This window comes from Paenibacillus sp. FSL M8-0212 (genome assembly GCF_038004645.1).
GTDB lineage: Bacteria > Bacillota > Bacilli > Paenibacillales > Paenibacillaceae > Paenibacillus.
In genome coordinates, this window is record NZ_JBBORP010000001.1 from 3,154,383 (window position 1) to 3,166,476 (window position 12,094).

Annotated in this window: 10 protein-coding genes; all 10 read left to right on the plus strand. The window is 46.5% G+C overall.

All coding sequences use genetic code 11. From position 1 onward, the window contains the following. Positions 1 to 87: 87 nt before the first annotated feature. Positions 88 to 576, plus strand: a complete 489-nt coding sequence (gene atpF, locus MKX68_RS13980) for a F0F1 ATP synthase subunit B (RefSeq protein ID WP_036612568.1) — start codon at positions 88 to 90, stop codon at positions 574 to 576. Then, the gene (locus tag MKX68_RS13985) at positions 573 to 1,121 is read left to right on the plus strand and encodes a F0F1 ATP synthase subunit delta (RefSeq protein WP_036612565.1); all 549 of its coding nucleotides are present in this window, start codon (positions 573 to 575) and stop codon (positions 1,119 to 1,121) included. Before atpF ends, MKX68_RS13985 begins: the two co-directional genes overlap by 4 nt. 16 nt (positions 1,122 to 1,137) lie before the next feature. Beyond that, complete coding sequence (gene atpA, locus MKX68_RS13990; protein WP_340912377.1) at positions 1,138 to 2,652, plus strand: F0F1 ATP synthase subunit alpha; 1,515 nt, start codon at positions 1,138 to 1,140, stop codon at positions 2,650 to 2,652. Between the two features lie 209 nt (positions 2,653 to 2,861). Beyond that, entirely contained in the window at positions 2,862 to 3,734 is an 873-nt protein-coding gene (gene atpG / locus MKX68_RS13995) for an ATP synthase F1 subunit gamma (RefSeq protein WP_076209796.1), read from the plus strand. Positions 3,735 to 3,829: 95 nt separating this feature from the next. After that, positions 3,830 to 5,233 carry a F0F1 ATP synthase subunit beta gene (gene atpD / locus MKX68_RS14000; protein ID WP_047840699.1) on the plus strand — a complete coding sequence of 468 codons (1,404 nt, stop codon included), beginning with the start codon at positions 3,830 to 3,832 and terminating at the stop codon, positions 5,231 to 5,233. A 62-nt stretch (positions 5,234 to 5,295) separates the two neighbouring features. After that, positions 5,296 to 5,700, plus strand: a complete 405-nt coding sequence (locus MKX68_RS14005; RefSeq protein WP_091036299.1) for a F0F1 ATP synthase subunit epsilon — start codon at positions 5,296 to 5,298, stop codon at positions 5,698 to 5,700. 606 nt (positions 5,701 to 6,306) lie between these two features. Continuing rightward, the gene (locus tag MKX68_RS14010) at positions 6,307 to 6,564 is read left to right on the plus strand and encodes a DUF1146 family protein (RefSeq protein ID WP_017691941.1); all 258 of its coding nucleotides are present in this window, start codon (positions 6,307 to 6,309) and stop codon (positions 6,562 to 6,564) included. 522 nt (positions 6,565 to 7,086) lie between these two features. Beyond that, positions 7,087 to 8,433, plus strand: coding sequence for a UDP-N-acetylglucosamine 1-carboxyvinyltransferase (murA, locus tag MKX68_RS14015; protein WP_338595061.1), 1,347 nt, complete (start codon positions 7,087 to 7,089; stop codon positions 8,431 to 8,433). 471 nt (positions 8,434 to 8,904) lie between these two features. Beyond that, complete coding sequence (gene spoIID / locus MKX68_RS14020; protein ID WP_338588720.1) at positions 8,905 to 10,245, plus strand: stage II sporulation protein D; 1,341 nt, start codon at positions 8,905 to 8,907, stop codon at positions 10,243 to 10,245. A gap of 1,039 nt (positions 10,246 to 11,284) precedes the next feature. Continuing rightward, positions 11,285 to 12,022, plus strand: coding sequence for a M23 family metallopeptidase (locus MKX68_RS14025; RefSeq protein WP_133386097.1), 738 nt, complete (start codon positions 11,285 to 11,287; stop codon positions 12,020 to 12,022). Positions 12,023 to 12,094 lie beyond the last annotated feature (72 nt).

Consider the following 12,094-nt stretch of genomic DNA (forward strand, 5'->3'; position numbering starts at 1 on the left):
GGCCATAGCCATCCGCGCCTTCTTTTTAGGTAATGTCCGTTCTAACGGATGACGTTTCAAGGATACCTCCAGGAAGGAGTGAACAGATTGAGTTTCATATGGGAAAATACGCTTCTTGCGATTGTTGCATTTGCAATTTTATACTGGCTGCTTAGCCGTTATGCCTTCGGGCCTTTGTTCTCCATTATGGAAAAACGTCGTGAACTCGTGATGACGCAGATGAATGAGGCTGCACAGACTCGGGAACAGGCCATTGCCTATGTGGAGGAACAAAAACAAGCTCTTGAGCAAGCACGCCAAGATGCTTACGACATCATTGAACAGTCCAAACAAACGGGTGGCAAACAAGCTGAATCGATTTTGGCTGATGCAAAAGCTGAAGCTAATCGTCTGAAAGACGATGCAGTACGCGAAATCGAGAGCGAGAAGAACAAAGCAGTCGCAGCACTTCGCAGCGAACTGGGTACAGCTTCCGTTCAGATTGCATCCAAGTTGATCAAAAAAGAAGTTGAGAACGGTCCTGCACAAGAAGAGCTTGTGAACCAATACCTCAATGAGGTAGGAGGCCGACAATGAGCCGCGATACGATTGTTGCCAAGCGTTATGCGAAAGCATTGTTCGAAGTTGCTCTTCAGCAACAGCAGGTGCTTGAGGTTGAACAGGAACTGGTTGCAGTAGTCAGTGCATTGACCGGAGATGCAGATATCGAGAAATTTATCGTATCCCCTAATATTTCTGATGAAGCCAAACAGAACGTGATTCACTCAAGTCTTGATGGCAAGGTATCCGATTCTGTCCTTCGTACAGTCTTGTTGTTAATTGAACGCGGACGCGTTGAATTGCTGGGAGACTTGCTGAATGATTATCGGAAGATCCAAGGTGAGTCGCTGGGCATCGCTGATGCACGTGTCTACTCGACTTATGCGTTGAATGATGAAGAAAAAGAAGCGGTAGCCCGTGAATTCGGTGGCCGTGTGAATAAAAAGATTCGTATCGAGAACATTGTTGATCCGACTCTGCTGGGCGGATTGAAAGTCGCCATTGGCGATACGATCTATGACGGCAGCTTGGCTGGCAAGCTCGAACGTCTTGAGCAGTCTTTTAACAGACGAGTACAGTAGATTGGGGTGAGGACACTTGAGTATCAAACCAGAAGAAATCAGTACATTAATTAAGAGCCAAATCGAACAATACAAGACCGATATCGATGTAGTCGAAGTCGGAACGGTAATCGAGGTTGGTGATGGTATCGCTCGTGTTTATGGACTTGAGAACGTCATGTCCAACGAGTTGGTTGAATTCCCAAGCGGTGTTATGGGACTCGCCATGAACGTAGAAGAAAGCAATGTCGGTGTCGTTATCCTGGGACCTTACTACGATATTCGTGAAGGTGACCAAGTGAAACGTACTGGTCAAATCATGCAAGTGCCTGTAGGCGAAGCATTGATTGGACGCGTTGTGAACCCGCTCGGTATTCCTGTAGATGGCAAAGGGCCAATCGCTACAACGGAATTCCGTCCAGTTGAAGGTAAAGCACCAGGTGTAATGGATCGTAAATCGGTTCATGAGCCGATGCAAACAGGGATCAAAGCCATTGATGCAATGGTTCCAATCGGTCGTGGACAACGTGAGTTGATCATTGGTGACCGTCAAACAGGTAAAACATCCATCGCGATTGATGCGATCCTGAACCAAAAAGGTAGCGGCATGAAGTGTATCTATGTGGCTATTGGCCAGAAACAGTCTACGGTTGCTCAAGTTGTGGAAACTCTTCGTCGTAAAGGCGCAATGGAGTACACAATCGTTGTAACTGCAGCAGCTTCCGATCCATCACCACTCTTGTACATCGCACCGTATTCCGGTTGTTCGATGGGTGAGTACTTCATGTACAAAGGCGAGCACGTTCTGGTTATCTATGATGACTTGACCAAACAAGCTTCTGCATACCGTGAGCTTTCCTTGTTGCTTCGTCGTCCACCGGGCCGTGAGGCTTATCCGGGTGACGTCTTCTACCTGCACTCCCGTTTGCTGGAGCGTGCTGCGAAGCTGAATGATGAACTTGGTGGTGGTTCTTTAACCGCACTTCCGTTCATTGAAACACAAGCTTCCGACGTATCTGCATACATTCCAACGAACGTAATCTCCATCACGGACGGACAAATCTTCTTGGAAGCTGACTTGTTCAATGCTGGACAACGCCCGGCGATCAACGTAGGTATTTCCGTATCTCGTGTCGGTGGTTCTGCTCAGATCAAAGCGATGAAAAAGGTTGCAGGTTCCCTGCGTCTCGATCTCGCTCAATATCGTGAGCTTCAAGCGTTCTCCCAGTTCGGTTCCGATCTGGATAAAGCGACTCAGGCCCGCCTGAATCGTGGTGCGCGTATGATGGAAATCCTGAAGCAAGGTGTTAACCAGCCTCTGCCTGTAGAACAACAGGTTGTCAGCTTGTACACTGCGGTTAAAGGATTCCTGGATGAGATTCCAACAGGTGATGTTACTCGTTTCGAGCGTGAGTTCCTCGCGTTCATGGAGAGCAGCCATCCGGAGATTCTTGCATCTATCCGTGATACTAAAGAATTGACTTCAGACAACGAAAATGCACTGAAAGGTGCAATTGAGAAGTTCAGAAAGAGCTTTGCTGTCTCTGTCTAAATAAATGATTGCAGGTGCGGAGTTGTCTAACCGATTCCGCATGTCTGCATGTAATACTTTGACTCTGTCAAAAAAGATGATGCTTACGATGTAGTTTTGACTCTGTCAAAACTAGTGGTGATGCTTACGAAGTAACTTTGACCCCGTCAAAGTAGGGTTGTGCTTACGATGTAGTTTTGACTCTGTCAAAACTTTAAGGTGGTGAAATCATGGCAAAAGGCATGCGCGAAATTAAGCGGCAAATTAAAAGCGTACAAAGCACCAAGCAGATCACCAAAGCAATGGAGATGGTAGCTGCTGCAAAACTGCGTAAAGCGCAGGAAAAAGCGGAAGCAGCCCGTCCTTATTCGGAGAAACTGAAAGAAGTTGTAGCGAGTATTGCATCAAGCACGCAAGGTATACAGCATCCGATGCTGGAGAGCCGTCCGGTCAAAAAGACAGCTTACCTGATCATTACATCGGACCGTGGTCTTGCAGGTGGATACAATGCGAACGTTTTGCGTCAGGTTAATCAGACGCTCAAAGAGCGCCACAACTCCCAGGATGACTACGAATTGTTCGTCATTGGACGTAAAGGACGCGATTACTTCAGACGTCGTGAAATGGCGATGGCATCCACAACAACGGATCTGTCGGATTCGCCTTCATTTGCAGATATCAAATCCATTGCACACGAAGCTGTTCATGGGTTTGAACTGGCTGAATTTGATGAATTGTACATTTGTTATAACCGCTTTGTGAATGCGTTGACCCAGATTCCTACGGTAGAAAAACTTCTTCCGATGGAAACACCTGAGGTAACTGCTGCGGAAGGACCAACGGCAAGCTACGAATACGAGCCGTCTGCTGAGGCTGTACTGGAGGTTTTGCTTCCGCGTTACGCGGAGACGCTGATCTATGGTGCACTTCTGAACGGTAAGGCAAGTGAGCTGGGTGCGAAAATGACGGCAATGGGTAATGCAACCAAAAATGCATCGAAACTCATTAACGACTTGTCATTGACATACAACCGTGCCCGTCAAGCGGCGATTACGCAGGAGATTACGGAAATTGTGGCAGGTGCCAACGCAGCACAAGGCTAACCGTTTTTTTATTAATGAAGGCTTGCAGAGCAAAGATAAACGAACGGTACATTATTTTTGCAAAAGTAGCAGGCTTGTAGGAGGGGAACGTTAAGATGAACAAAGGACGCGTTGTGAGCATCATGGGTCCGGTTGTTGACGTCGAGTTTGATCGCGGCGGTCTGCCGGAAATCCTCAATGCCATTACGATCACTACAGTAAGTGAGAGCGGCGTTAGTGTAAACCTTACACTCGAAGCTTCGAAACATCTGGGTGACAACCGAGTACGTTGTATTGCGATGTCCTCCACGGATGGACTTGTTCGTGGTATGGAAGCTTTAGATACAGGAGCACCGATCTCTGTACCCGTCGGAGAAGCAACACTGGGTCGTGTATTTAACGTACTCGGCGAAGCAATTGACACTGGCGGTGCCGTAGCTGCTGAGCACAAGAACCCGATTCACCGTTCAGCACCTGCATTTGATGAACTGACTACCCAAGCAGAGATGCTGGAGACAGGAATCAAAGTTATCGACTTGCTCGCTCCTTATGCGAAAGGTGGTAAAATCGGTCTCTTCGGTGGTGCCGGTGTAGGTAAGACGGTAACCATTCAAGAATTGATCAACAACATCGCACAAGAGCACGGCGGTATCTCCGTATTTGCGGGTGTTGGTGAGCGTACACGTGAAGGTAATGACTTGTATCACGAGATGAGTGATTCCGGCGTTATCAACAAAACAGCAATGGTCTTCGGACAAATGAACGAGCCTCCAGGCGCACGTCTTCGTGTAGCCCTCACAGGTCTGACCATGGCGGAATACTTCCGTGATGAAGAAGGCCGTGACGTGTTGCTCTTTATCGATAATATCTTCCGTTTCACCCAAGCGGGTTCAGAAGTATCTGCCTTGCTTGGACGTATGCCTTCCGCGGTAGGTTACCAACCTACGCTGGCAACAGAAATGGGTCAATTGCAAGAACGTATCACTTCAACGAAAAAAGGTTCTGTAACATCCATTCAGGCCATCTACGTGCCTGCGGATGACTACACTGACCCGGCTCCTGCAACGACGTTTGCCCACTTGGATGCAACGACGAACCTGGAGCGTAAAATTTCCGAGATGGGTATCTACCCTGCGGTAGATCCGCTGGCATCCAGCTCCCGGATCTTGTCCCCTGAAGTTGTAGGTGAAGAACACTACAGCGTAGCTCAAGGCGTTAAACGTATCTTGGCACGTTACAATGAATTGCAAGATATCATTGCAATCCTGGGTATGGACGAGTTGAGTGAAGAAGATAGAGCGCTTGTATACCGTGCTCGTAAAATCCAACGTTTCTTGTCCCAGCCATTCCACGTTGCTGAAGCATTTAACGGTATTCCGGGTAAATACGTTCCAGTTAAAGAAACGGTGCGCAGCTTTAAAGAGATTCTCGAAGGTAAGTATGATGATCTTCCGGAAGCAGCTTTCCTCTTTGTTGGTACAATTGAAGAGGCAGTGGAGAAAGCCAAAACACTGGTTTAGTCTGAATCCAGGATTGTCCTTATGAAGCGGGCTATCCTTCGGATATTTCAGGAGGGATGGAATTGAGCACCTTTTTGTTGGAAATCGTAACACCTGAGCGTTTGGTCTATTCAGAACAGGTGAATAGCATTACGGCTCGTGGTATTGAAGGGGAACTGGGCATTCTGCCAGGTCATATTCCTATGGTTACACCTTTGCAGATTGCACCGATCTATATCCATAACGGAAAAGAAAATAAACGAGTTGCTATCGGTGGCGGGTTTATTGAAGTACGTAAAGATAAGGTTGTTGTACTAGCAGAGAGTGCTGAATTCCCGGAAAACATTGATGTGGATCGTGCGCGTGCGGCGAAAGAGCGGGCAGAACGCCGGCTTGCAAGCCAAAGCAATCAGGACCACTTTGATCACCGTCGTGCAGAGATTGCGCTGCAAAAAGCGGTTAACCGGATTAATGTGTTCGGCAAATAAACGATTCTTGGAAGCCCGGCGGCTTAGTCTGCCGGGCTTTTTTGAGTTTGTTTGATAGAATTGTTTTATCGAATATATTAAAATGGCTGACCACAAATCCATAAGTTCCCTTCAGTAAACAGAAGTATTTTAAGCAAAATATTCACCGATTACGAGGATTTGAATAGAATGTAGGACTAAAGTAGTGGGCGCATTTACCACTAAGAGAACCATTTTTTTCATGAATTAATTTAAATTATTTCCGAGGAAATGACAGAATCGATATCGAAATAGCGCTCTTTTATGTCGTTTTAGTCACAAAATCCCGGCATTTTAAAATTAAAATATTTTAGAAGTGGAAATCAATGTAATTGACAATGTATGATGAAAGAGCCTATATTCCATAGAGTCAGCAGAAGCAGGAAGCTGCGTAGTAGATTCCATAGTCATGCACAGCCGCATTGTTGCTGCTCGGTGATTGGGCATCAGGAGATTCCTGCCTGGCAGGAGTAAATCTGACAGTACGCTCAGTATGTTGTGCTCAAGACATTCCAGTATACTAACAAGTTATGGGTGCCGGGCATATGATATGCTGATCGCTGCAACAAATGTGGAGGTAAAGAATATATGGATACTGATCTGACGAATCAGGTGAATCAGGCGTTAAGCACCAATGGCTTGGTCTCAATCATCGTCTCCCTGTTATGTATAGCATTGTCTTGGTGGGCTTTGACCAATCTCAAACTGGATTTAATCATCAGGCAACCACGAGGTGCTCAGGGAAGACTGTTGCATTTGTTGCTCGCCATCATTTTGGGGCATGCCGTTGCTGGCTTTGTCATTGACTACTTGTCCTGGACTCAAATGTTGCGTAATTTGTTTTAATGTTGAGATGGTTGGTTAATCATCTGTTAGGTTCTTCAAGCTGCTCATTGTCGAATAACATCGATTAATTGTGTTAACAATTAGAGTATGAGTTGTCGGTAAAGAAATTAAGAAAAAAATGTGACGTAAAATTGGATGAATTTGAGATGTTTTATGTAAAAATGCTTGTATCGTACAATTCAACAATGTTATGATGGAAGTTAGGGAATTCACAATTGTTCACTTATTTTGTAGTTATAAACGGGATATCCGGTTCATGCCGGCTAATAACCATCCCACTCTGTCTGTTCTGATGCTCTGCTGGCTTGTAAGACACTGATTTTTACATGCTGAATAGCAAGATGCACGGCACATGGTATCATTGATATGGATTATAAAAACCAATTCTTTTCTGAACAGACATCTGTGGCAATATGCCAGAATATGTCGAAATTCCACACACAGCAACAGTCCTTTCTAGCATAGTGGGGCTTACGTATTCCGGAATGAAGAAAAGGGAATAAAAGCGCGGAGGGAACCATGATGAGCAAATTTATCGTCCGCGGTGGCAAAAGGTTGACCGGAAGTGTCAAAGTTAGCGGCGCTAAAAATTCTGTTCTTCCGATCATCGCTGCCTCTCTCTTAGGGGAAGAAGGACAAAGCGTTATTATTGACGCGCCTCCTCTAGACGATGTGATGACGATTAACAAGGTGTTGGAATCGCTGGGAGCGGGAGTTACATACCGGGACGAAGTGATTACCGTAAATGCGGAGAAACTTACTTCCTGTGAAGCCCCGTATGAATGGGTAAGTAAAATGCGGGCGTCTTTCCTGGTCATGGGGCCTTTGTTGACTCGAATGGGTCATACAAGAATCTCACTTCCTGGTGGATGTGCCATCGGTACACGGCCTATTGATCAGCATTTGAAAGGTTTTGAAGCCATGGGCGCAGAGATCAGCTTGGGCCAAGGTTATATCGAAGCTCGTAGCCAAGGACGGTTGCGTGGCGCGAAAATTTATCTGGATGTGGCTTCCGTAGGTGCCACTCAAAATATTATGATGGCTGCAACATTGGCCGAAGGTGTAACTGTTCTGGAGAACGCGGCGAAAGAACCTGAGATTGTGGATCTTGCCAACTTCCTGAATGGAATGGGTGCCATCGTACGTGGTGCTGGTACTGGAGTGATCCGCATTGAAGGTGTGGAGAAACTTGCAGGTGTTACACACACCGTTATTCCGGATCGGGTAGAAGCTGGTACGTATATGGCTGCTGCTGCAATCTCTGGTGGCGACGTGTACATTGAAGGTGCAATCTCTGATCATTTAGGCTCCGTTATCGCGAAGCTTGAAGAGATGGGTGTTACAATCCAACCGGATGAGAATGGCGTGCGTGTAATCGCAGATCGTCCTCTTAAGGCTGTGGATGTGAAAACATTACCATACCCAGGATTCCCTACAGATATGCAATCCCAGATGATGGCACTCTTGCTCGCATCTGAAGGAACAAGTGTCGTGACAGAGACTGTTTTTGAAAACCGATTCATGCATGTTGATGAATTCCAATTGATGAATGCGGAGATCAAAGTTGAAGGACGTTCGTCCATCATCACAGGTAATGCCAAACTGAAGGGTGCCAAAGTAACGGCTACCGATTTGCGTGCGGGTGCCGCACTCATTATTGCAGGTCTCGTTGCTGAAGGTACAACGGAAGTGGGCGGTGTTCATCACATCGACCGTGGCTATGTACATCTCGCTGAGAAGCTTAACGGACTTGGCGCTGACATCTATCGGATCTCGGTTGATGAGCCTAAGCTGGAAGCAACCAAAGCACCTAGTGAAAAAGTGGAGAAAGAAGTACCGATGTTTAAGGTGCAACCAACTTTGGCTTAACACTGGATTGAATAGAAAAAATATGGTCCTCCTATGATGAGTCACACAGTTGTGTGGATTATGAATACGATGGAACGTATATTGTAAAAAAAGTGATAAAGCTAAGCCATCCGGCTTGGCTTTTTTTGTGTTTACTTTTAAGAAGACAACGAGATATTTGATACCTGATTCTATTAATAGCTGGTCCTAACTTGTATAGCATAACATCGTATTCTGTATCGATTCTGAACCAAATGAAAGAGCGAACTTTATATAGGGTGTTGGGTCCAGCTAAACACCGGTATTCAGCGACAGATCAACGTTTCTAAGATGTACATAGCAAAAGAAAACAGGAAATTGAACAGAACGAAAAGGGTCTCGTTTCTCTTAAATCAGGTTCTATCAGATCAAGCCAGCTCATAACCTAAACTATGGATTTGAACAACACGACCGGCACATGACCGGCCATAGATAACGGAGGGTTATATTCGAATGAAAGAAGCTCGTGTACAGGTAAAGGTACCCCTTGTCCCTCGTCAAGGTATGCAAGAGCCGGAGGGAACTACCGTTTCTGGAGTGGAAAAAGACAAGCCTGCCCCATTGAACCTGAGGACTGTTCCATCACAGCCTGCAAGATTATCCAATCCAGGACGGGTGTCGACAGATGAACTGAACCGAAAGACAACCGAGCATATTCATATACCTGTTATTGAGCTGGACCAGTTCCGCCGTGTGAAGCGTCGTCGAATGCGGACATTTGGACGAAAACCCCGATGGGGACGTAATACGACGCGATGGCAACCCGCTGCCGCTGTATCTGCCTTATTGGTAATGGCGTTGCTGATTCCGGTAATTCTGGTATGGCCGCGGACAAACGAATCACCAAAGCCGATCCCTGTTCCAACAGATTCAAGCAGTACAAGAAACCCAGCTCCTGCACCAGCCGTTCCTGGTACCTACCCTGAACCTAAAGTACGCGTATACCTGTCTGCAACGGGCACAACGATGAATCTGCCATTGGAAGACTATGTTACCGGGGTTGTGGCAGCTGAGATGCCGGCGGAATTCAGACTGGAGGCGTTAAAGGCACAGGCGATAGCAGCTCGCACATTTATCGTGCGAAGACTTGCTGCTAGTGATACAAGCGGAGTTCCATCAGGTGCGGCGGATGTGACGGATACGGTCAGCCATCAGGTGTTTATTCCGCCAGATCAGGTGAAAGCGGATTGGACGCGTCTAGGGAAGGCAAAGGAATGGGAGAAGCTGCAACAGGCTGTGCGCGAAAGTCGAGATACGGTGATGACATATCAGGGCAAGGCAATCACCGCATCCTTTTTTTCCACAAGTAATGGGTATACCGAGAATGCCGAGGATGTATGGGGGAACGCTGTGCCGTATCTGCAAAGTGTAGACAGTCCGTGGGACAAAAATCTGGCACCAGGATTCAAGCAGACCGTTACCTTGAAGCGTAATGAGATTCTGCAGAAGTTGAACTTGGATGCCATTCCGGTTACCGCCCAGAAGGGTGGATCGTGGATGGAAGTATTGTCTACAACCAAAGGGCATCGGATTAAGGAAATGCAGATCGCAGGTGAGACATTCAGCGGACCCGAAGTTCGCAAACTGCTTGGATTAAGATCCAGCCAGTTCAGTTGGAAGACCACAGGTGATGAGGTCCAAATTACAACGTACGGGTACGGGCATGGGGTTGGCATGAGCCAATGGGGAGCAAACGGCATGGCGCAGGAGGGACACACGGCCACCCAGATTCTCAAACACTACTATACCGGCATCTCATTCGGACAGGCATCCAAGATGCTTGCATCGAAGTAGGAGAGATGAACACGGATGGATAAATGTAAATTAATTCGAATGGATGCAAATGTGTGCAAATGTATGGGGATGAGAGCTGTTTAGATTTGTTTGGACGAAATGATCAGGCTTCCCATATAAGCTTTGGCGCGCTAACGAATCTGACAGACCTTATTGGGCGTTATCAAGATGAATGAAAATTCTAACGAACCTCAGACACGCTATATCACGATATACCACCGAGGCTGATCCGATAATAGCGCCCAAAAGAGTAATTAGCGTGTCTAGGGTTCTTTAGAATTCCTAAGCAGCGATTTCCCCGCCAATAAGACCGTCTGAGTTCGTTAGAAATATATTATTATCTAATCATGAGCAAAATTGAGGGTTCTGTCATTCACCACATGCTCATTCGCAATAAGCAAGCCGAACCAAAACCAAAACAGAACCAGAACGTTGAAATCAAGTCTCCGAGCCCTAAGGTTAAAAAAATGATTTATGTTCCCTGTCTACCAAGCAACTTCTAACTATACTGTAACCAATCATGATTCAGCTTCTTTAAAATCTAGATGTTAAATGAAACAGTCATTAGTGGCGCGCCCTGTCTATCTCTAATCTCAAATCTCACTTTAAAGAACCTGGGCGTCTTAAATCTGTATTATCCGGTCACAACCTATATCATTTCGCTCTCACCGATAAATGAACTTCATAGAAGGATTGACCTTTACAGCCAATCCGGACCAGTCTACCAACACCCATTCCGGAGCTTTCGAGATTTGGCTATATATGCCGAGAGTGCTAGCGTATGGAGAGCGCAGGGGACAGAAAAGACCTGTAGAAACAAAGTGTCCGCCTTTACTACCGGATTTCACCTTTGAAGAAGGTGATAGAAGAAATCTGGTAGTAACCAGCGGTCGAAAGGTTTTCTGGCCCCGAAGCGGCGCACGAACTAACACTCATTTCCACCCTATATAGCACTCTCTGAAACCTCCGTGAAAATAATTAGAGTCGCGCGTGTATAAAAGAGTTGCACCCGGTAACACTTGTTACTGAGGTGATTAACATGAATGAACAAAACAAAAAATCAGTCCAAGAAGAAACTCCTAAAACAACTCAAGGAGTACCGGCTAGCCAGCCCTCTTCATGGAAAAGAGCAATGTCCAAACGCTGGGTCTTCCCGGCAGCCTACATCGCAGCAGCAGGCATTATACTAACCTTAGTGTGGGTCTATCAGGGCACAGGCGACAAAACGCTGAACTCGGACCCTGCTAGCGGGGTAGTAGAAACAGGCGCATCGGCGGGTACAGAAGGAACAGCAGTAGGCGAAGAAGAAAGTGTGGAAGTTGTTGCAAAGTCGGAGAATTTTGTATGGCCGGTAGCGGTACCGTCCGAAATTTCGGTAGTAAAACCTTTCTATGATAGCGAAGCTTCAACCGAGGAACATGAAGCGGCGATGGTGCAGTACAATGATACATTCATCCCGAACACGGGTGTGGATCTGGCACGTGGGGATAATAAAACATTTGAAGTAAAAGCAGCGCTTGCCGGTAAAGTTACCCGGGTTGAGCAAAATCCGCTCACAGGTCAGGTTGTGGAAATCACACACAGCGATAACCTGAAGACGGTATACCAAAGCTTGGCAGACGTCAAAGTGAAACAGGACGACGAAGTGAAACAGGGAGATGCGATTGCATCCGCTGGCGTCAATGAATTGGGTAAAACGCTTGGCAACCACCTTCACTTTGAAGTGTACGAAGACGGACAGCCGGTTAACCCGCAAGGATATCTTCCGGAAAAATAAATGAATTTTACCGCAGCAACATGATGGGCAGAGGGTTGAACCTCTGCTCTTTTTGTGCTTTTCAGAAAATAA

Bases quoted from the DNA above. Each gene is read 5' to 3' on its own strand.
- MKX68_RS13985 (WP_036612565.1), top strand. From the start codon at position 573: ATGAGCCGCGATACGATTGTTGCCAAGCGTTATGCGAAAGCATTGTTC.
- atpG (WP_076209796.1), top strand. From the start codon at position 2,862: ATGGCAAAAGGCATGCGCGAAATTAAGCGGCAAATTAAAAGCGTACAA.
- atpD (WP_047840699.1), top strand. From the start codon at position 3,830: ATGAACAAAGGACGCGTTGTGAGCATCATGGGTCCGGTTGTTGACGTC.
- MKX68_RS14010 (WP_017691941.1), top strand. From the start codon at position 6,307: ATGGATACTGATCTGACGAATCAGGTGAATCAGGCGTTAAGCACCAAT.
- murA (WP_338595061.1), top strand. From the start codon at position 7,087: ATGAGCAAATTTATCGTCCGCGGTGGCAAAAGGTTGACCGGAAGTGTC.
- spoIID (WP_338588720.1), top strand. From the start codon at position 8,905: ATGAAAGAAGCTCGTGTACAGGTAAAGGTACCCCTTGTCCCTCGTCAA.
- MKX68_RS14025 (WP_133386097.1), top strand. From the start codon at position 11,285: ATGAATGAACAAAACAAAAAATCAGTCCAAGAAGAAACTCCTAAAACA.